Origin of the sequence: Kitasatospora sp. HUAS MG31, assembly GCF_040571325.1 — a bacterium.
In the GTDB taxonomy this organism is placed as follows: Bacteria; Actinomycetota; Actinomycetes; order Streptomycetales; family Streptomycetaceae; genus Kitasatospora; species Kitasatospora camelliae.
Map to the genome: position 1 here is coordinate 4844866 of NZ_CP159872.1, position 20936 is coordinate 4865801.

16 protein-coding genes and 1 tRNA gene are annotated in these 20936 nt (G+C 73.3%); 15 read left to right on the forward strand and 2 right to left on the reverse strand.

What is annotated here, in order from left to right; translation table 11 throughout:
* Window positions 1-6 precede the first annotated feature (6 nt).
* The 4 genes from ABWK59_RS21940 (at window position 7) to ABWK59_RS21955 (ending at window position 5532) form a co-directional block, all read left to right on the forward strand.
* A complete protein-coding gene (locus ABWK59_RS21940; RefSeq protein WP_354642318.1) occupies window positions 7-882 on the forward strand; it encodes a rhomboid-like protein in 876 nt (291 codons plus the stop codon).
* Window positions 872-2584, forward strand: a complete 1713-nt coding sequence (locus ABWK59_RS21945; protein ID WP_354642319.1) for a DUF885 domain-containing protein — start codon at window positions 872-874, stop codon at window positions 2582-2584. Before ABWK59_RS21940 ends, ABWK59_RS21945 begins: the two co-directional genes overlap by 11 nt.
* Before the next feature lie 306 nt (window positions 2585-2890).
* On the forward strand, window positions 2891-4303 hold the full coding sequence (locus ABWK59_RS21950) for an MFS transporter (protein ID WP_354645056.1): 1413 nt from the start codon (window positions 2891-2893) through the stop codon (window positions 4301-4303).
* Window positions 4304-4578: 275 nt separating this feature from the next.
* Window positions 4579-5532, forward strand: a complete 954-nt coding sequence (locus ABWK59_RS21955; protein ID WP_354642320.1) for a trypsin-like serine peptidase — start codon at window positions 4579-4581, stop codon at window positions 5530-5532.
* Between the two features lie 29 nt (window positions 5533-5561).
* On the opposite strand, the gene ABWK59_RS21960 is transcribed toward ABWK59_RS21955, so the two are convergent.
* Both ABWK59_RS21960 and ABWK59_RS21965 read right to left on the reverse strand, forming a co-directional pair.
* Window positions 5562-6386, reverse strand: a complete 825-nt coding sequence (locus tag ABWK59_RS21960) for a protein phosphatase 2C domain-containing protein (protein ID WP_354642321.1) — start codon at window positions 6384-6386, stop codon at window positions 5562-5564.
* A 105-nt stretch (window positions 6387-6491) separates the two neighbouring features.
* A tRNA-Arg gene (locus tag ABWK59_RS21965) sits at window positions 6492-6563 on the reverse strand.
* A 230-nt stretch (window positions 6564-6793) separates the two neighbouring features.
* On the opposite strand from ABWK59_RS21965, the gene ABWK59_RS21970 reads away from it, so the two are divergent.
* From ABWK59_RS21970 to prmC, 11 genes are all read left to right on the forward strand, one after another.
* Entirely contained in the window at window positions 6794-7321 is a 528-nt protein-coding gene (locus ABWK59_RS21970) for a response regulator (RefSeq protein WP_354642322.1), read from the forward strand.
* A 76-nt stretch (window positions 7322-7397) separates the two neighbouring features.
* Window positions 7398-9053, forward strand: a complete 1656-nt coding sequence (gene argS, locus ABWK59_RS21975) for an arginine--tRNA ligase (RefSeq protein WP_354642323.1) — start codon at window positions 7398-7400, stop codon at window positions 9051-9053.
* 89 nt (window positions 9054-9142) lie between these two features.
* Window positions 9143-10537, forward strand: a complete 1395-nt coding sequence (gene lysA, locus ABWK59_RS21980) for a diaminopimelate decarboxylase (protein WP_354642324.1) — start codon at window positions 9143-9145, stop codon at window positions 10535-10537.
* Between the two features lie 131 nt (window positions 10538-10668).
* On the forward strand, window positions 10669-11961 hold the full coding sequence (locus ABWK59_RS21985; RefSeq protein WP_354642325.1) for a homoserine dehydrogenase: 1293 nt from the start codon (window positions 10669-10671) through the stop codon (window positions 11959-11961).
* Between the two features lie 179 nt (window positions 11962-12140).
* Window positions 12141-13178, forward strand: a complete 1038-nt coding sequence (gene thrC / locus ABWK59_RS21990) for a threonine synthase (protein ID WP_354645057.1) — start codon at window positions 12141-12143, stop codon at window positions 13176-13178.
* Between the two features lie 317 nt (window positions 13179-13495).
* Complete coding sequence (gene thrB, locus ABWK59_RS21995) at window positions 13496-14431, forward strand: homoserine kinase (protein ID WP_354642326.1); 936 nt, start codon at window positions 13496-13498, stop codon at window positions 14429-14431.
* A gap of 509 nt (window positions 14432-14940) precedes the next feature.
* Window positions 14941-17031, forward strand: coding sequence for a transcription termination factor Rho (gene rho / locus ABWK59_RS22000; protein ID WP_354642327.1), 2091 nt, complete (start codon window positions 14941-14943; stop codon window positions 17029-17031).
* A gap of 232 nt (window positions 17032-17263) precedes the next feature.
* Window positions 17264-18466: an LCP family protein gene (locus ABWK59_RS22005; RefSeq protein ID WP_354642328.1), complete on the forward strand. Its 1203-nt coding sequence runs from the start codon at window positions 17264-17266 to the stop codon at window positions 18464-18466.
* 121 nt (window positions 18467-18587) lie between these two features.
* Window positions 18588-18812, forward strand: coding sequence for a 50S ribosomal protein L31 (gene rpmE, locus ABWK59_RS22010; RefSeq protein ID WP_354642329.1), 225 nt, complete (start codon window positions 18588-18590; stop codon window positions 18810-18812).
* Between the two features lie 144 nt (window positions 18813-18956).
* Window positions 18957-20033 carry a peptide chain release factor 1 gene (gene prfA, locus ABWK59_RS22015; RefSeq protein WP_354642330.1) on the forward strand — a complete coding sequence of 359 codons (1077 nt, stop codon included), beginning with the start codon at window positions 18957-18959 and terminating at the stop codon, window positions 20031-20033.
* Window positions 20034-20052: 19 nt separating this feature from the next.
* Window positions 20053-20919, forward strand: a complete 867-nt coding sequence (gene prmC, locus ABWK59_RS22020) for a peptide chain release factor N(5)-glutamine methyltransferase (RefSeq protein WP_354642331.1) — start codon at window positions 20053-20055, stop codon at window positions 20917-20919.
* Window positions 20920-20936: the final 17 nt, after the last annotated feature.

A 20936-nucleotide genomic window follows, 5' to 3' on the forward strand; every position in this document is an offset into this window, starting at 1 on the left:
GCGGTCATGCGGCACACCGTCCGGCGGCCGGCGCCCAGGCCGAGCCGACCGGCCGCCCTCGCAGCCCGCGCCGCCCGTACCGTCCGAGCCGCCGGTGCCGCCCGGATCGCCCGAGGCGCACGCGTCGCCCGGGCCGGCGGTGCGGTCCTCGGCGCCGACACCGGCCGGGCCCTGCGCGCCGGGTGGGCGTGGGTCCGTACCGCCCCCGGAACCTACGTCTGGCTGCTGCTGCTCGCCGCCACCAGCGTGGTGGTGGCCCGGATGAACCCGGCCGGCCTGGACTGGTTCCTCGCCCGCCGCAGCACCAACCTCGACCAGCTGAGCTCGCACCCGCTCCGGGTCCTGCTGGTCAGCGCCATCTGGACCGAACAGGCCGCGTTCCCCTTCTACTTCGTGGTCTTCCACCTCTTCCACGTCCCCGCCGAGCGCTGGCTGGGCACCCGCCGCTGGCTGACCGTGGCGCTCACCGCGCACGTCGGCGCCACCCTGATCAGCGAGGGCGCGGTCGCCTGGGGCGTGCACGCGGGCCGGCTCCCGGAGCGGATGGCCGACACCGTGGACGTCGGCGTCTCCTACGCGCTGGCCGGGGTACAGGGCGTGCTCACCTACCGGTTCGCCGGCCGCTGGCGCCTGGTCTACGGCACCGGACTGCTGGTCTTCTACCTCGTCCCGCTGTTCGTCTCGCACACCTTCACCGACCTCGGCCACCTCTGCGCGGTGCTGATCGGCCTCGCCTTCCACCGCTTCACCGTCGGCCGCCCCACCTGGGACCCGGCACGGATCTGGCGGACCCGCCGAAACCGGTCGAAACCCCGTCGCGCCCCTCACCAAAGGGACTTGAAATCGCCGCAGGCTACGAAAAGATGGCCGGATGGCCCATGAATCGATCACGTCGGACGGCGGCGGCACCACCCCTCGCCGCATCGCCGACGCCTACGTCCACGCCCTCGCCGAGCTCGACCCGCTGACCGCGGTCTACCTCGGCCTCAACCCCGAGGACGACCGGATCACCGACCTCTCCGCAGCCGGCTACGACGCCGCCGCGGACCTGGCCCGCCGCACCCTGGCGGAGCTGGACGCCGCCGAGGCCGCGGGCGCCGCCACCGACGAGGCCGAGCGCCGCTGCGCCCGCCTGCTGCGCGAGCGCCTCACCGCCGAACTCGCCGTGCACGACGCGGGCGAGAACTTCCGCGCCGTCCGCAACCTCGGCTCGCCGGTGCACAACCTGCGCGACGTCTTCACCCTGATGCCCACCGCCACCGAGGACGACTGGCGGCTGATCGGCCGCCGGATGGCCCGCGTCCCGGTGGCCGTCGGGCAGTACCGCAGCCTGCTCGCCGAGGGCGTCGAGCGCGGCCTGCTCTCCGGCCCGCGCCAGGTCGCCACCGTCCTCGACCAGATGGCCGAGTGGCTGGAGGGCGAGGTCCCCGGCGGCTGGTTCGGCGGCTTCGTCGCCGACGCGCCCGAGCCGGTGCGCGCCGAGCTCGCCCCCGTCGCGGTCGCCGCCACCGACGCCCTCGCCGAGCTGCGCACCTGGCTGGGCGAGGTCTACGCCCCGGCCGCCGCCGACGCCCCGGACACCGCGGGCCGGGAGCGCTACGCCCGCTGGGTCCGCTACTGGACCGGCGCCGACCTCGACCTGGACGAGGCGTACCGCTGGGCCTGGGAGCAGTTCCACGACCTGGACGCGCAGATGCGCGCCGAGGCGGAGAAGGTCCTCCCCGGCTCCACCCCGATGCAGGCGATGAAGTGGCTGGAGACCGACGGCCCCGCCATCAAGGGCGAGGAGGCCGCCCGCGAGTACCTCCAGGGCCTGATGGACCAGGCGATCCGCGACCTGCAGGGCGTCCACTTCGACCTGGCCGACCCGCTGCTCAAGGTGGAGTCCCGGATCGCGCCGGCCGGCAGCGCCGCCGCGCCGTACTACACCGGCCCCTCGCTGGACTTCTCCCGCCCCGGCCGCACCTGGCTGCCCACCCTCGGCCGGGAGTCCTTCCCGGTCTGGGACCTGGTCTCGACCTGGTACCACGAGGGCGTCCCCGGCCACCACCTGCAGCTCGCGCAGTGGACGTACATGGCCGAGCAGCTCTGCACCTACCAGGTCACCCTGGGCGGGGTCAGCGCCAACCTGGAGGGCTGGGCGCTGTACGCCGAGCGCCTGATGGACGAGCTCGGCTACCTCACCGACCCGGGCCACCGGCTCGGCTACCTCAACGCCCAGATGATGCGCGCGCTGCGGGTCATCGTGGACATCGGCATGCACGTCGGCCTGGACTTCCCGGCCGACTCGCCGTACAAGCCGGGCGAGGCGGTGCTGCCGGACGACGCCCGCGAGTTCTTCGGCCGGTACTGCGGCCTGGCCGCGGAGTTCCTGGACAGCGAGCTGGTGCGCTACCTCGGCATGCCGGGCCAGGCGATCGGCTACAAGCTCGGCGAGCGCGCCTGGCTGCGCGGCCGGGCCGCCGCGCAGGAGGCCGCCGAGGCGCGCGGCGAGACCTTCGACCTGAAGGCCTGGCACATGGCCGCCCTCTCGCAGGGCTCGCTCGGCCTGGACGACCTGGTCGCGGAGCTCGCCGCGCTCTGACCCGTCCCGGCCGCCCCCTCGGGCCCGACCGCCTTCCGGCGGCCGGGCCCGAGGGCTGTCCGGGCCCCTCCGGGAGCCCCGGGACGTAGGACCGGCGTCCCGCGCCTTGGGACTTTTGTCCCAAATCGTGACAAACTGCCTTGCCCCGGGTGGATCCGCGAGCTTCTCTGGAGGGAGCGCTGTCTGCGCCCCTCTCCAGCTCCCTCCGGAAGGCGGCCCACGGTGACCACCCAGTACGCCCCCGACGACCGGTCGGCAGATCCCCGCCGCTGGTGGGCCCTGGCGGTCATCGCCATCGCCCAGCTGATGATCGTGCTCGACGCGACCATCGTGAACATCGCGCTCCCCTCGGCTCAGGAGGACCTGGGCATATCCGACGGCAACCGCCAATGGGTGATCACGGCCTACACCCTGGCCTTCGGCGGCCTGCTGCTGCTCGGCGGCCGGATCGGCGACCTCTTCGGCCGTAAACGCACCTTCACCATCGGCCTGCTCGGCTTCGCCCTCGCCTCCGCCCTCGGCGGGGTCGCCACCGAGCCCTGGATGCTGTTCGCCGCCCGCGCCCTGCAGGGCGCCTTCGGCGCCGTCCTCGCCCCCTCCGCCCTGTCGCTGCTGTCGAACACCTTCTCCGACCCCAAGGAGCGGGCCACCGCCTTCGGCATCTTCGGCGCCCTGGCCGGCGGCGGCGCCGCGATCGGCCTGATCATGGGCGGGCTGCTCACCGAGTACCTGAACTGGCGCTGGTGCCTGTTCGTCAACATCCCGATCGCCGTCGGTGCCGCGCTCGGCGCCTTCTCCGTCCTCCAGCGCGACCACATCGCCAAACACCACCGCGTCAAGCTCGACCTGCCCGGCGCCGCCCTCGGCTGCGGCGGCCTGCTCGCCATCGTGTACGGCACCTCCGAGGCCGTCTCCCGCGGCTGGGGCGACTGGCTGGTGCTGACCTGCCTGTTCGGCGGCGCGGCCCTGCTCGCTGTCTTCGTGCTCTTCGAGCGCCGGACCGACCACCCGCTGCTGCCGCTGCACCTGGTCCGCGACCGCAACCGCGGCGGCGGCGCGATCTCGGTCGGCATGGCGATGGTCGGCATGTTCGGCCTGTTCCTGTTCCTCACCTACTACATGCAGGTGGTCAAGGGATACTCGCCGGTCATGGCGGGCGTCTCCTTCCTGCCGATGACCGCGGCGATCGTGATCAGCGCGACCGGCATCGCCGCCAACCTGATGACCCGCGTCCCGTCCCGCAACCTGGTCGTGCCCGGGCTGCTGCTGGCCGCCGGCGGGATGGCCTGGCTGACCCAGATGGACGTCAGCAGCCCGTACGCGACCATGGTGCTGCCCTCCGAGCTGCTGCTCGGCTTCGGCATGGGCCTGGTCTTCATGCCGTCGATGAGCCTGGCCACCCTCGGCGTCGCCCCGAACGAGACCGGCGCCGCCTCGGCCATCATCAACAGCGCGCAGCAGGTCGGCGGCTCGGTCGGCGTCGCGCTGCTCAACACCATCGCGGCCAGCGCCACCGCCACCTGGCTGGCCACCCAGAGCGCGGCGGCGGATCCCCTGGTGCAGAAACAGGGCGCGGTGCACGGCTACGCGGTCGCGACCGTGGTGGCGATGGGCATCCTGCTGGTCGCCGCGGTGATCGCCTTCCTGATGATCGACCACAAACCCGAGCCCGGGGAGGCCGCCGAGGGCGCCGAGTCCGCCGCCCGCGCGGTGGCCTGACCGGCCCGGCCGGGCCGGCGCCCGCCGGCCCCGTCACCCACCACCCTCCCCGCGACACGCCGCGCGGCCCGGCCCGCGACACACCGCGCGGCGCCCCGCCCCGTCCGGGAACCACCGGACGGGGCTTTACTCTGCTCGGGGGGATTTCTCACCCGTCTCCCAGAGTCACATCACGCGATTTCCAGCTCGACCGCCGATATTGCTACGTGTCCGGGGCGGCCCCCGCGCCCCGGACCGCGTCGTCAGCCGGGCCGGAGTGAGGAAGTGAGCCGCCGATGGGCCGTCACGGGAGGCCACCCCGCCGCCGCCACCGCGTCCTGGGCCCGCTCGCCGCCGGTACGGTGCTCGCCGTCGCCGTGGTCGGCGCGATCGTCGGGACCGGCACCCTGGACTCGCACGCCAGGACCCCCGGGACGCGCTCCGCCGCGATGGCCGCCGCCGTGCCGCAGCAGGACGCCGTCGCTCCGGCCGCCGCCCCGGCCACCCCCTCCGCCCAGCCCTCCGTCCCGCCCTCGGCCTCGCCCTCCGTGGACCCGACCGCGGACACCGCCGGGGTCCCGGACACCGCGCTGGCCGTCGGGAAGCTCGGCACCACCGCCACCGCCCCGGCCGACGCCGACTCCGCCAAGGTCGGCGCGCTGTTCGCCGGCCCGGCCGCGTCCGGGTACCACTTCTGCAGCGCCAGCGTGCTGCACAGCGCGGCCGGCAACCTGATCCTCACCGCCGCGCACTGCCTGGACAGCGGCAGCGGCGTGACCTTCGCCCCCGGCTACCGCGACGGCCGCGCCCCGTACGGCACCTGGCAGGTCACCAAGGTGCACACCACCGACCGCTGGAAGGCGAGCGCCGACCCGGACGAGGACTTCGCGATCCTGGAGGTGGAGGCCGAGGACGGCCGCCCGGTCGAGCAGGCGGTCGGCGCCAACGCCCTCGGAGTGGAGGCCAGTTGGAGCGCCCGGGCGCGGCTCTACGGCTACTCCTCCGAGGCCGAGCGGCCGATCGTCTGCACCGAGGACACCGCCCGCCAGGACACCTACCAGCGCCGGATCGACTGCCCCTCCTTCCCCGGCGGGACCAGCGGCGGGCCCTGGCTCGACACCGCCACCGGCCGGGTGATCGGCGTGATCGGCGGGTTCCAGGAGGGCGGCGACACCGACGACACCTCGTACAGCTCCTTCTTCGACCACACCATCGGCGCGCTCTACCGGGAGGCGGCGGCCGGCTCCTGAGCTCCGCAGCGGACCGGCCCGGGGCCGGCTCAGATCGTCACGGCCACCACGGTCGCGTCGTCCCGGGCCTTGCCGCGGGGGTGCCGGCGGCCCTCCGGATCGGTCAGCTCGCAGGCCCGGACCTCGCGGATCAGCGACCCCGGGCCCTCACCGCGGACCAGGCCCGCCACCTGCGCCCAGTCGGCCCGGTGGAAGGTGTCGACCAGCCGCGAGGCACCGTCGCTGAGCAGCGTGAAGCCGGTCAGCTCGGCCAGCGGCACGCTCCCGGTCAGCGCCGCGTACGCCGCCGCCGGATCGGCCGCCGCCACCCAGAAGCCGTCCTCCCGGTTGCGGTGCTCCCGCAGCGTCTCGACATAGCTCCGCAGTGCCGCCGTGTGCTCGGACGTGCCCGCCGCCAGCGCGTCCACCGGCCCGCGCAGCGGCACGCCCACCCGTCCCGCCCGGTCGTCGCTGACCGCCACCGGGGCCCGGCCGCCGGTGTGCTCCAGCAGCAGCACCGAATCCGCCAGCACCAGGTACTCCAGCACCTCGCCGGTCACCCGGACGGCGATCACGGTGGCCGAGGGCGTACCCGGGTGCGCCAGGTCGCAGCCGTCTCCGTGGAGCGCGGCGGTCCGGACGATCGCGTCGGCCAGGCAGTCCGTCAGCGCGCGGTCGGGCCGGGTCACCACCTCCGCCAGCAGCCCCGACCCCAGGGCCGCGGCGAACCACGCCACCCCGTGCTCGCAACCGCACTCGGCTCCCGCCGGGGTGCCCGCGCCGTCCAGCAGCACCACCACCCCGGGACCCGCCGCGGCGAAGTCCTCGTTGGCCCGCCCGGCCGTGCCGGGCTCAGTCGCGATCTCGACCTTCACGCCGTCAGTCTGCCCGCGCCGCCCCCGGAATGTCCCGGAACACGACGAAGGCCCAGGCTCGCGGTGAAACCGCCTGCCTGGGCCTGTTCGGCACTTCGTGCGAAGTGCCCCCGGTAGGATTCGAACCTACGCACCCGCCTCCGGAGGGCGGTGCTCTATCCCCTGAGCTACGGGGGCCTGCTGTCGTCGCCGTCCTGCTGGCGACGTGGAGAACACTACCAGGCCCGACCGGTGGTCCGTGCACGGGTTTCGGACGGAGGGTCGCCGCGGCGCCGGGGCCCGTCCGGCGTCCGTCGCGCGCCCGGTCGACGGTCGTCCGGCGCCCGGCCGGGGTCCGACCGGAGCGGTCCCCGCGGAGATGGGCAAAGGCCGGACGGTGCCGGGGACGCGCGGCTACCCTCGGTGATGTGCCGGGAACGTCCGGGCGGGTCCTCGTGGTGGACGACAGCGAGGTGATCCGCCAGCTGATCAGGGTCAACCTGGAGCTCGAGGGCTTCGAGGTGGTGACCGCGGCCGACGGCGCCGAGTGCCTGGAGATCGTCCGCCGGGTCGCCCCCGACGTGGTGACCCTGGACGTGATGATGCCCCGGCTGGACGGCCTGCGCACCGCGGCCCGGCTGCGCGCCGCCGCCGACACCCGCCGCCTCCCGATCGCCATCGTCAGCGCCTGCACCCCCGCCGACCTGGACCGCGGCGCCTCGGTGGGCGTGGACGGCTACCTGGCCAAGCCCTTCGACCCGGCCGACCTGGTGGCCCTGGTCCGCCGGTTGATCACCGTCGGTGAGTCCGGTCCGCCCCGCGGCTACGCCTACGGATTCGGCGCGACGGGCGGCGCGACGGGCGGCGTGGCGGGCGGCGGCACCACGGCCGGCGGAGGGTGGCGAACGGATTCAGCTCTGGGCGAACACGGGCCGATCGGCGAGGGTTACCCCTGATACGGAGTGGGACGAGACGTCTCAACGGGTAAACCGAGTGGCATTCCGGCACCCCCTCTCGCCTACGCTTGGCGTCGTGACACCCGCAGAACTTTCCCAGGCAGTCCTGGCCGCCGTGAGCGCCGCCGTCGAGGCGGGCGAGCTGACCGTCGCCGTGCCCGAGCACGTGACGGTCGAGCGGCCCAAGAACAGGGACCACGGCGACTACGCCACCAACGTGGCCCTCCAGCTCGCGAAGCCGGCCGGCGTGCCGCCGCGAGCCGTCGCGGACCTGCTGGCCGCCCGCCTGCGAGAGATCACCGGCGTCGCCGCGGTCGACATCGCCGGACCGGGTTTCCTGAACATCAAGCTGGACACCGCCACCCAGGGCGAGCTGGCCCGCACCATCGTCAACGCCGGCCAGGCGTACGGCCGCAACGAGGCGCTCAAGGGCCTGCGGATCAACCTGGAGTTCGTGTCGGCCAACCCGACCGGCCCGATCCACATCGGCGGCGTCCGCTGGGCGGCCGTCGGCGACTCGCTCGGCCGGATCCTCCGGGCCACCGGCGCCGAGGTCTCCACCGAGTACTACCTCAACGACGCCGGCGTGCAGATCACCAAGTTCGCCGCCTCGCTGCAGGCCGCCGCCAACGGCAAGCCCGTCCCCGAGGGCGGCTACGTCGGCGAGTACATCGTCGACATCGCCAAGGCGATCACCGACGGCGTGCCCGGCGTGCTCGACCTGTCCGAGGACGAGCAGCTCCAGGTGTTCCGCACCGAGGGCCTCAAGCTGATGGTCGCCGAGATCAAGCGCTCGATGGAGGAGTTCGGGGTCCACTTCGACACCTACTTCTCCGAGAAGACGCTGCACGAGTCCGGCGCCGTCGAGCAGGCCATCGACCGGCTGCGCGAGCAGGGCCACGTCTTCGACCAGGACGGCGCCATCTGGCTGCGCACCACGGACTTCGGCGACGACAAGGACCGGGTCCTGATCAAGGCCGACGGCGAGACCACCTACTTCGCCGCCGACGCCGCGTACTACCTGAGCAAGCGGGACCGGGGCTCCGAGGTCTCGGTCTACATGCTCGGCGCCGACCACCACGGCTACGTGAACCGGCTCAAGGCCATCGCCGCCTGCGCGGGCGACGACATGGACCGGAACATCGAGGTCCGGATCGGCCAGTTCGTGAAGATGCTCCGCGACGGCCAGGAGGTCCGCCTCTCCAAGCGGGCCGGCAACATCATCACCATCGACGACGTCGTCGACTGGATCGGTGTGGACGCCGCCCGGTACACGCTGGCGCGCTCCTCCACGGACTCGACGATCACGCTGGACATCAACATCCTGACCAGCCAGACCAACGAGAACCGCGTCTTCTACGTGCAGTACGCGCACGCCCGGATGTCCTCGCTCCACCGCAAGGCGGCGGACCTGGGGGTCACACGCTCGGACGAGTTCAAACCGGAGCTGCTCACCACGGAGTGGGAGGCCGACCTGCTCGGCCAGCTCGGTGAGTTCCCGCGGGTCATCGCCTCCGCCGGCGAGCTGCGGGAGCCGCACCGGGTCGCCCGCTACCTGGAGGACCTGGCCGGCGCGTACCACCGGTTCTGGGACAACTGCCAGGTCCTGCCCAAGGGTGACGAGGAGGTCACCGACCTGACGCACGCCCGCCTCTGGCTGGTCGAGGCGACGCGAACGGTGCTCGCCAACGGGCTCGACCTGCTCGGCGTATCCGCCCCCGAGCGGATGTAGCACCACCCCCAAGCGCACAGCGGGGGCGGCGGACCGGTCGACGGAGACCGGACGCCGCCCCTCGCCATAAGCCAAGGAAGTAGTTGCACATGAGCCGCTCCGCCCACCCCGCCGGCCCGCGCCACGGCGACGTGCTGCCCGAGGGCCACTACCTGGCCCCGCCGAGCGACCTGAACGCCCTCGACCCCAAGGTGTGGTCGAAGACCGTCACCCGCGGCGAGGACGGCGTCGTGACCGTGGGCGGCCGGGACGTGACCTCGCTGGCGGCCGAGTTCGGCACCCCCGCGTACCTGATGGACGAGGAGGACTTCCGCACCCGCGCCCGCGCGTGGCGGGACGCCTTCGGCGCGGACGCCGACGTGTACTACGCCGGCAAGGCGTTCCTCTCCAAGGCAATCGTGCGCTGGCTGCACGAGGAGGGCCTCAACGTCGACGTGTGCAGCGGCGGCGAGCTGCACGTCGCGCTGGCGGCCGGGATGCCGGGGGAGCGGATCGCGCTGCACGGCAACAACAAGTCCGTCCACGAGCTGGAGCAGGCCGTCAAGGCCGGGGTCGGCCACATCGTGCTCGACTCGTACCAGGAGATCGAGCGGCTCGCGGGCATCGCCGGGGCCCAGGGCGTCCGCCAGCCGGTGCTGATCCGGATCACGGTCGGCGTGGAGGCGCACACCCACGAGTTCATCGCCACCGCGCACGAGGACCAGAAGTTCGGCCTCTCGCTGAACGGCGGCGCCGCGGCCGAGGCGGTCCGCCGGGTGCTGGCCCACCCGGAGAGCCTGGAGCTGCGCGGCATCCACTCGCACATCGGCTCGCAGATCTTCGACACCGCCGGTTTCGAGGTGGCCGCCCGCCGCGTGGTCGGGCTGCTGGCCGAGATCCGCGACGAGCACGGTGTCGAACTGCCCGAGATCGACCTCGGCGGCGGCCTCGGCATCGCGTACACCAGCGAGGACGACCCGCGGGAGCCGGCGGAGATCGCCTCCTCGCTGGCCGAGATCGTCCGCCGTGAGTGCGCCGCCGCGAACCTGGCCGCGCCGCGGCTGTCGGTGGAGCCGGGCCGGGCGATCGTCGGCCCGACCGCCTTCACCCTGTACGAGGTGGGCACGGTCAAGCCGCTGGACGGCCTGCGCACCTACGTCAGCGTGGACGGCGGGATGTCCGACAACATCCGCACCGCGCTGTACGACGCCGAGTACTCGGTGGCGCTGGTCTCCCGCACCAGCGAGGCCGAGCCGATGCTGGTCCGCGTGGTGGGCAAGCACTGCGAGTCCGGCGACATCGTGGTCCGGGACGCCTTCCTGCCGGCCGACCTGGCCGCCGGCGACCTGATCGCGGTGCCCGCCACCGGCGCGTACTGCCGGTCGATGGCGAGCAACTACAACCACGCCCTCAAGCCTCCCGTGGTGGCCGTCAAGGACGGCGCGGCCCGGGTGATCGTCAGGCGTGAGACGGAGGAGGATCTCCTGCGTCTCGATATCGGCTGACGAAATTCTCGTCTCATAACGTGGACCAGCCGTAGATCCGTGCGGAAAGTCCCGGAGACTGGTGGAGACCGAATTGCGCCGGGGCCGCGAAGAGGCCCCGGCGGCGACCGAAGAATGCAGAGCGGAGTCGGATGATGCGTACGCGCCCGCTGAAGGTGGCGTTGCTGGGCTGTGGTGTGGTGGGCTCCGAGGTGGCGCGCATCATGACGACGACGGCCGACGACCTCGCCGCGCGGATCGGCGCCCCGGTCGAACTCGCCGGGATCGGCGTCCGCCGGGCCGGCCGGCCGCGCCCCGGTGTGCCCGAGCACCTGATCACCACCGACGCCGAGGCCCTGGTGAGCCGGGGCGACATCGACGTGGTGGTCGAGGTGGTGGGCGGCATCGAGCCGTCCAAACACCTCATCCTCAAGGCGTTCGAGAACGGCGCCTCGGTGGTCTCGGCCAACAAGGCCCTGCTGGCCAAGGACGGCGCCGAGCTGCACGCCGCGGCCGAGCGGGCCGGGGTGGACCTCTACTACGAGGCCGCCGTGGCCGGCGCCATCCCGCTGATCCGCCCGCTGCGCGAGTCGCTGGCCGGCGACAAGGTCAACCGGGTGCTCGGCATCGTCAACGGCACCACCAACTTCATCCTGGACAAGATGGACTCCACCGGCGCCGGGTACTCCGAGGCGCTGGAGGAGGCCACCGCGCTCGGCTACGCCGAGGCCGACCCGACCGCCGACGTGGAGGGCTTCGACGCCGCCGCCAAGGCCGCCATCCTGGCCGGCATCGCCTTCCACACCCGGGTGACCGCCGCCGAGGTGTACCGCGAGGGCATCACCGAGGTCACCGCCGCCGACATCCACTCGGCCAAGCAGATGGGCTGCGTGGTCAAGCTGCTGGCGATCTGCGAGCGCTCCGCCGACGGCGAGTCGGTCACCGCCCGGGTCCACCCCGCGATGATCCCGCTCAGCCACCCCCTGGCCTCGGTGCGCGAGGCGTACAACGCGGTGTTCGTGGAGGCCGAGGCGGCCGGTCGGCTGATGTTCTACGGTCCGGGCGCCGGCGGCGCGCCGACCGCCTCCGCCGTCCTCGGCGACCTGGTGGCGGTCTGCCGCAACAAGCTGGGCGGCGCGACCGGCCCCGCCGACTCGGTCTACACCGAGCTGCCGGCCAAGCCGATGGACGAGGTCGTCACCCGGTACCACGTCAGCCTCGACGTGGACGACCGGGCCGGTGTGCTGGCCCAGGTGGCCTCGGTCTTCGCCGAGCACGGGGTGTCCATCGACACCGTCCGCCAGCAGGGCCGCGACGGTGACGCCGCGCTCGTCGTGGTCACCCACCGCGCCACCGACGCCGCCCTGTCGGCGACGGTCGACAAGCTCCGCGCACTCGACAGCGTGCGCGACGTGGCCAGCATCATGCGGGTCGAAGGGGAGTAGGAAGAGCCATGAACGGTGTTATCGCCGACCGCCCCGAGCCGAAGGGCGCGCCGACGCCGAAAGTGACGAGCGACAAGGGAGCGCAGCGAGTGCCGGAGCGAGGAGCGTCGGCGTCGGGTCAGGAGCGCCCGGAGGCGAGTGGGCGATCCGCAGCCCACACCCACCAGTGGCGCGGTCTCATCGAGGAGTACCGCGACCGTCTGCCGGTCAGCGACACCACGCCCGTGGTCACCCTCCTCGAGGGCGGGACGCCCCTGGTGCCCGCCCAGGTGCTCTCCGAGCGCACCGGCTGTGAGGTCTACCTCAAGGTCGAGGGTGCCAACCCGACCGGCTCCTTCAAGGACCGCGGGATGACGATGGCCATCTCCAAGGCCAAGGAGGCGGGCGCCCAGGCGGTCATCTGCGCCTCCACCGGCAACACCTCCGCCTCCGCCGCCGCGTACGCGGTGCGGGCCGGCATGGTGTCCGCCGTGCTGGTCCCGCAGGGCAAGATCGCACTCGGCAAGATGGGCCAGGCGCTGGTGCACGGCGCCCGGATCCTGCAGGTGGACGGCAACTTCGACGACTGCCTCACCCTGGCGCGTGAACTGTCCGAGAAGTACCCGGTGGCGCTGGTCAATTCGGTGAACCCGGTGCGGATCGAGGGCCAGAAGACCGCCGCCTTCGAAATCGTCGACATGCTCGGCGACGCCCCGGACATCCACGTCCTGCCGGTGGGCAACGCGGGCAACATCACCGCCTACTGGAAGGGCTACCGGGAGTACGCGGCCGACGGCCTGGCCTCCCGCACCCCCCGGATGTGGGGCTTCCAGGCCTCCGGCTCCGCCCCGATCGTGGACGGCGCCCCGGTGCTCAAGCCGCAGACCATCGCCACCGCGATCCGGATCGGCAACCCCGCCTCCTGGGAGCAGGCGCTCGCCGCGCGGGACGACTCCGGCGGCCTCATCGACAAGGTGACGGACCGTCAGATCCTCGCCGCCTACCGGATGCTGGCGTCCCGTGAGGGAGTCTTCGTGGAGCCGGCCTCGGCCGCCTCGGTGGCCGGCCTGCTGGCCAAGGCCGAGGCGGGCCTGGTCGATCCCGGCCAGCGGATCGTCTGCACCGTGACCGGCAACGGCCTCAAGGACCCGGACTGGGCGGTGGCCGGCGCACCGCAGCCGCAGATCGTCCCGATCGACCCCGAGGCCGCCGCCCGCAGCCTCGGCCTGCTCGACTGACGGCCGGCCGACGCCCGGCTGACGACGCGTCAACCTGCGGGCCGACCCTTTCGGGGGTCGGCCCGCCACCCCTCCGCGGTACCGCCCCTCATGTCAATTCCCCACCCGATCCCGGCGTGCGTTCCGCGCTGTTTCCGGCCACTGTCGGCAACACGGGGGATCGGAGAGGAGTCGGGTGTACCGCTGGGGAACCTGTCTTCGATACCCTGGATTCCGGCGGGTCGCGCCTTCCGTCAGCGTGCGCAGTCGAGCCCCCGCCGCCGTACCGCTGCTGGCCCGTTGTGGGGCCTCCCTCACTCCCCAGGAGAGTTCACCGCATGGCCGGTCCCGCGTTCCGTGCCGCCGCCGTCCGGGTCCGGGTCCCCGCGACCAGCGCCAACCTCGGCCCCGGCTTCGACGCCTTCGGACTCGCCCTGAGCCTGTACGACGACGTCGTGGTCCGGGTCAGCGACTCCGGCCTCTCGGTCGACATCGCCGGCGAGGGGGCCGACAGCCTGGCCCGTGACGAACGCCACCTGGTGGTCCGCTCGATGCGCGCCGCCTTCGACCGCCTCGGCGGCCAGCCGCGCGGCCTCGAAGTGGTCTGCGCCAACCGGATACCGCACGGCCGCGGCCTCGGTTCCTCCTCGGCCGCCATCTGCGCCGGCATCGTCGCCGCCCGGGCCGTCACCATCGGCGGCGCCTCGGCGCTGGACGACGACGACCTGCTGGCCCTCGCCTCCGAGCTGGAGGGCCACCCCGACAACGTCGCCGCCTGCCTGCGCGGCAACTTCACCGTGGCCTGGACCGAGGAGGGCGTCGGCCAGGACCTCTCGGTGGCCCGGGCCGTCACCCTGGAGCCCTCCGACCGGGTCGTCCCGGTGGTGTTCATCCCGAGCACCGAGGTGCTCACCGAGACCGCCCGCGGCCTGCTGCCCAAGACCGTCCCGCTGGGCGACGCCGCGGTGAACGCCGGCCGCGCCGCGCTGCTGGTCGAGGCACTGACCCGCCGCCCCGAGCTGCTGCTCACCGCCACCGAGGACCGCCTGCACCAGGACTACCGCGCCTCCGCCATGCCGGACAGCGCCGCCCTGGTGGCCGCGCTGCGCGCCGAGGGCGTCCCGGCGGTCATCTCCGGCGCCGGACCGACCGTCCTCGCCCTGACCGACGAGGCGGGCGCCGACAAGGTCGCCAACTTCGCCGGTCCGTCCTTCGCCACCCACCGGTTGTCGGTCGACCGCACCGGTGCGTCCGTCCTCCCACTCGACATGTGAGACGGACACGATTGACAAGGACGGGGCTGGGGAATGTGTCAGGGGGTCGGTAGTGTTAACCTCATTGCTGCACCAGATGCCCTCCGGGGCCCGGTGCGACGCGTCCCGATCCCGAAGCCTCGCTCTGGTGAGGTCCGGAAGCACGGGACCACGATTCTCCGGGAGCCCACCACAGCGCGTACGCAGCCTGCCTGCGCGATTGCGGCGCATCCCGAAGCCGTGACGGCACCAGACCCCCACCCCCACCCGCAGCCTCGCTGAGGCACGGACGGGTGGGCCCGAGGACCGCCGCACGACGGGGGCCCGGGTATCACAGGCGCAGCGGGGTCGGCACGAGACCGGCCGTCGCGCCACTTCGCACCACAGTGCACCGCACTTCGCAGCTCTCCCGAACGGTCAGCCTTTCGGGGGAATCCCGCCTCGGACCAGCGCGAACAGACGTTGGTCAGGACAGCACAACCGGTCGCCGAGCCAGACAGGCCGACGTCCGCTCCAGGGAAGGACCCTTAGTGAGCGACACCACCGATCTGATGGGCGCGCGTCCGGACGCGGAAGCGTCGGACGCAGCCGCCGCCCCCGCGGCCCCGGCGCGGCGCCGCCGCACCGCCGCCGCGGGCCTGGACGGCCTGGTCCTGGCCGAGCTGCAGAAGCTCGCCTCGACCCTCGGAATCAGCGGTACCGGACGCATGCGCAAGAGCCAGCTGATCGAGGCCATCAAGGAGAAGAGCGGCGGGGACCCGCTGCTCGCCGGCGGCACCGCGCCCGCCGCGCCCGCCGCCAAGCGGGCCACCAAGGCCGCGGCCGCCGAGCCGGCGGCCACCGAGCAGCCAGCCGCTCCGGCCGAGGCCGCCGAGGCCCCCGCGCCGCGGACCCGCCGCAGCCGTACCGCCGCGGCCACCGAGCCGCAGCCGCAGGCGCAGATCGAGATCCCGGTGCAGGCCGCGGCCGAGACCGCCGCCGTGCCGGCCCGGGCCGAGCGGACCCGTCGCCGGGCCACCTCGGCCGCCGGCGCCCCGACCGCCGAGGCCGCCGCCGCCGAGCAGCCGGCCGCCCCGGCCGCCGAGGCCAAGGCGGAGGCCAAGCAGAACGAGCGCGGCTCCTTCGAGGGCGACGCCCGGACCGACCGCCGTGACCGCCGTGACCGCCGTGACCGCCGCGAGGCCCCCGTCGAGGGCGGCGAGGCCGGCGACGGCGAGACGCGCGAGTCGCGTCGCGACCGCCGCAACCGCCGCGAGCGCGACCGTGCCGACCGCCAGGGCGGCCAGCCGCAGGGCGGCGGCCAGGACGGCGGCCAGCCGGCCCGTCAGGGCGGCGCCCAGCCGGCCGGCCAGCAGCAGGCCGGTGGGTTCGACGACGACGAGTTCGGCGAGGGCCGTCGCGGCCGTCGCGGCCGCTACCGTGACCGTCGCGGCCGTCGCCGCGAGGGCTTCGAGGGCGCCGGCCCCGAGGTGCAGCTCGCCGACGACGACGTCCTGATCCCGGTCGCGGGCATCCTGGACATCCTCGACAACTACGCGTTCGTCCGGACCTCCGGCTACCTGCCGGGCCAGAACGACGTCTACGTCTCGCTGGCCCAGGTCCGCAAGCACGGCCTGCGCAAGGGCGACGCCATCACCGGCGCCGTCCGCCAGCCGCGGGACGGCGAGCGCCGCGAGAAGTTCAACGCGCTGGTCCGCCTGGACTCGGTCAACGGCATGGACCCGGACAGCGGCCGCGGCCGCCCCGAGTTCGGCAAGCTGACCCCGCTGTACCCGCAGGAGCGCCTGCGCCTGGAGACCGACCCGGGTGTGCTGACCACGCGGATCATCGACCTGGTGTCGCCGATCGGCAAGGGCCAGCGCGGTCTGATCGTCGCCCCGCCGAAGACCGGCAAGACGATGATCATGCAGGCGATCGCCAACGCGATCACCCACAACAACCCCGAGTGCCACCTGATGGTCGTCCTGGTCGACGAGCGTCCGGAAGAGGTCACCGACATGCAGCGGTCGGTGAAGGGCGAGGTCATCTCCTCGACCTTCGACCGCCCGGCCGAGGACCACACCACCGTCGCCGAGCTCGCCATCGAGCGGGCCAAGCGCCTGGTGGAGCTGGGCCACGACGTGGTGATCCTGCTCGACTCGATCACCCGCCTGGGCCGCGCCTACAACCTGGCGGCGCCCGCCTCCGGCCGCATCCTGTCCGGTGGTGTCGACTCGACCGCGCTGTACCCGCCGAAGAAGTTCTTCGGTGCCGCGCGCAACATCGAGAACGGCGGCTCGCTGACCATCCTGGCCACCGCGCTGGTCGAGACCGGCTCGCGGATGGACGAGGTGATCTTCGAGGAGTTCAAGGGCACCGGCAACATGGAGCTCAAGCTCGACCGGAAGCTCTCGGACAAGCGCATCTTCCCCTCCGTCGACGTGGACGCCTCCGGCACCCGCAAGGAGGAGATCCTGCTCGGCAACGAGGAGCTGGCGATCGTCTGGAAGCTCCGCCGGGTGCTGCACGCGCTCGACTCGCAGCAGGCGATGGAGCTGCTCCTGGACAAGATGAAGCAGACCAAGAGCAACGCCGAGTTCCTGATGCAGATCGCCAAGACCACCCCCGGTTCGGGCGACTGACCCGGCATCGGCCCAGGAGGCCCCGGACCGCACCCGCGGTCCGGGGCCTCCGGCGTTCCCGGGGTCCCGCGCCGGGGGCCGGTGGGCGGCCCGGTGGTCGCCCGCAGTGACCCCGGCGGTGTGCCCGCTGGGGGCCCGGGAGAGGGCCGTTCCCCTGCGACCGGTCGGCAGGACGGGTGTCCCTTATGCTCGGAAAGTCCGATTCCTCGGGACTCCTCGGGAATGAGGCGCCATGGCCGGTCCCCGGAAGGTCCGCAGCCGCCGCGCCCGGGTGGTGCGCATCGCCGTCCTCACCCTGGCCGGCCTGCTGCTGGCCGGCCTCGCCACGGCCGGCCTCGCGTACTGGAAGCTCAACGGGAACCTGAAGAGCGTGGACATCGACGGGCAGCTCGGCAGCGCCCGCCCGCCCGCCTCCACCGACGGCTCGTTCAACCTGCTGGTGCTCGGCTCGGACTCCCGGGCCGGCGACAACCGCAACCTCGCCGGCGGGGCCTCCGGCGGCACCGCCCGCTCGGACACCGCGATGGTGGTGCACGTCAGCCAGGACCACGCCCGGGCCGCGGTGGTCTCCGTCCCGCGGGACACCCTGGTGGCCCGGCCGGCCTGCACCGGGCCGGACGGGAAGACCGTGCCGGCCGCCCGGGGCGTGATGTACAACTCCGCCTTCGAGGTCGGCGGCCCGGCCTGCGCGGTGGCGACCGCCGAGCAGCTCACCGGGATGCGGATGGACCACTTCGTGGAGATCGACTTCGCCGGGTTCGCCGGGCTGATCGACGCCCTCGGCGGCGTGGACGTCACCACCACCGTGCCCATCGACGACCAGGACAGCGGCCTCCACCTGTCGGCCGGCGCCCACCACCTGGGCGGGGCCGAGGCGCTGGCCTTCGTCCGCACCCGGCACGGCGTCGGCGACGGCAGCGACCTCGGGCGGATCGAACTGCAGAAGCAGATGATCCGCTCGATCATGACCCGGGTCGGCTCGCTCGGGCTCACCTCCAACCCGACCCGGTTCTGGCCGGTGGCCGACCGGCTCACCCGGAGCATCACCACCGACTCCGACCTGGCCTCGGTGAGCTCCCTGGTCGGCCTCGCCTCCACCCTGCGGGGCATCGGCCCGCAGCAGCTGACCATGGTCACCCTGCCGGTGGCCACGGCGCCCGGCGACCCCAACCGGGTGGTGGAGCGCAACCCGGACGCCGCCCGGCTGTGGGCCGCCCTGCGGACCGACCAGGCCGTCCCGCAGGCCGTGGTCACCGCGCAGCCGTCCAACCCGGCCCAGGCCGCCGGGAGCCCCTCCGGCAGGCCCTCCCCAGGCCCCTCCGCCGGGCCCGCCGGCGCCGCCGCCTCCAGGACGCCGACCGCCGCCCCGACCGCCACCGGGGCCGTCGCCCGGACCCCCGGGGCCACCGAGACCGGCGGCCGGGGCGCGGAATAACGACCCCCGCCCCCCGGTTTGGGAAGAAGCGGCCAGAACTGGCACACTGGTCCGTCGGTCCCGGTTCACGTGCAGCGGCCCGCTGCCGACCCGGCGCCCTCCCGATCCTTAGGAGAACCCCTTGAAGCCCAACGTTCACCCCGAGTACGTGGTCACCAAGGTGACCTGCACCTGCGGCGCCGAGTTCACCACCCGCTCGACGGAGACCAGCGGCGAGATCCGCGCCGAGGTCTGCTCGCAGTGCCACCCGTTCTACACCGGCAAGCAGAAGATTCTGGACACCGGTGGCCGCGTGGCCCGCTTCGAGGCCCGCTTCGGCAAGAAGCACAGCGGCAACAAGGCCTAGCGCTTCCGCGGCGCCGGTCTCCGGCGTCCCCGTGTGCACGGGGGCGCCGGGGGGCCGGCGCCGTTCGCGTCTCCCCGCACGCCACGCGGTTCCACCCGCCACTCGCCCCCACCCGTCCAGTCCACCCGGGAAGCAGGCCCACCCATGTTCGAGGCAGTCGAAGAGCTCGTGACCGAGCATGGTGCCCTCGAGAAGCGGCTGGCCGACCCGTCGGTCCACGCCGACCAGGCCAACGCCCGCAAGCTCGCCAAGCGCTACGCCGAACTCACCCCGATCACCCGCACCTACCTGGCCTGGCGCCAGGCCGGCGAGGACATCGAGGCCGCTCGCGAATTCGCCGCCGAGGACCCGGAGTTCCTCGCCGAGGCGAAGTCCGCCGAGGCCCGCCGCGACGAGCTGACCGAGGAGCTGCGGCTGCTGCTGGTGCCGCGCGACCCGAGCGACGACAAGGACGTCATCCTGGAGATCAAGGCGGGCGAGGGCGGCGAGGAGTCCGCGCTGTTCGCCGGCGACCTGCTCCGGATGTACCTGCGCTTCGCCGAGCGGGTGGGCTGGAAGACCGAGATCATCGACTCCAACGAGTCCGACCTCGGCGGCTACAAGGACGTCTCCGTCGCCGTGAAGACCAAGGGGGCCGGCGAGCCCGGCCGGGGCGTCTGGGCCCGGCTGAAGTACGAGGGGGGCGTGCACCGCGTGCAGCGCGTCCCGGCCACCGAGTCCCAGGGCCGCATCCACACCTCCGCCGCCGGCGTGCTGGTCACCCCGGAGGCCGAGGAGGTCGAGGTCGAGGTCCACGCCAACGACCTGCGGATCGACGTCTACCGCTCCTCCGGCCCCGGCGGCCAGTCGGTCAACACCACCGACTCCGCGGTCCGGATCACCCACCTGCCGACCGGTATCGTGGCCTCCTGCCAGAACGAGAAGAGCCAGCTGCAGAACAAGGAGCAGGCCATGCGGATCCTGCGTTCCCGGCTGCTGGCCGCCGCGCAGGAGGAGGCCGAGCGGGAGGCCTCGGACGCCCGCCGCAGCCAGGTCCGCACGGTGGACCGCTCGGAGCGGATCCGGACGTACAACTACCCGGAGAACCGCCTCTCGGACCACCGCACCGGCTTCAAGTCGTACAACCTGGACCAGATCCTGGACGGCGACCTGAACGCGGTGATCCAGTCCTGCGTGGACGCCGACGCGGCTGCCAAGCTGGCCGCCGCGCAGGAGAACTGAGCCTGAAGGGGTCGCACGGATGAACCTGCTGCTCGCCGAGGTGGCCCAGGCCACCCAGCGGCTGGCCGCGGCCGGTGTGCCGTCGCCGCGCTTCGACGCGGAGGAGCTCGCGGCGTACATCCACGACGTCAAGCGCAGCCAGCTGCACACGGTCGCGGACGCGGACTTCGACGCCCGGTACTGGGAGGCCATCGCCCGCCGCGAGGCCCGCGAGCCGCTGCAGCACATCACCGGCCGGGCCTTCTTCCGCTACCTGGAGCTGGAGGTCGGCCCCGGGGTGTTCGTGCCGCGCCCGGAGACCGAGTCGGTCGTCGAGTGGGCCATAAACGCCGTCCGCGACATGGACGTCGCCGAGCCGCTGGTGGTCGACCTGTGCACCGGCTCCGGGGCGATCGCCCTGGCGCTCGCCCAGGAGCTGCCGCGCTCCACCGTGCACGCCTTCGAGCTGGACGAGGGCGCGCTGCCCTACACCCGCCGCAACATCGCGGCCAGCCCGGACCGCGCCCGGGTCACCCTGCACGAGGGCGACGCCACCCGGGCCTTCGAGGGCGACCGCTCCTGGGACGGCCGCTTCGACCTGGTGATCAGCAACCCGCCGTACATCCCGCTCACCGAGTGGGAGTACGTCGCGCCCGAGGCGCGCGACCACGACCCGCAGATCGCCCTGTTCAGCGGCGAGGACGGCCTGGACACCATCCGCCGCATCGAGCGGGTCGCGGCCCGGCTGCTGCGTCCGGGCGGCGCGGTGGTGATCGAGCACGCCGACACCCAGGGCGGGCAGGTCCCGTGGATCTTCCGCGAGGAGTCCGGCTGGACCGACGCGGCCGACCACCGGGACCTGAACAACCGGCCGAGGTTCACCACGGCGCGCAAGGCGTCGCTGTGACCCACCACGGCCCGAAC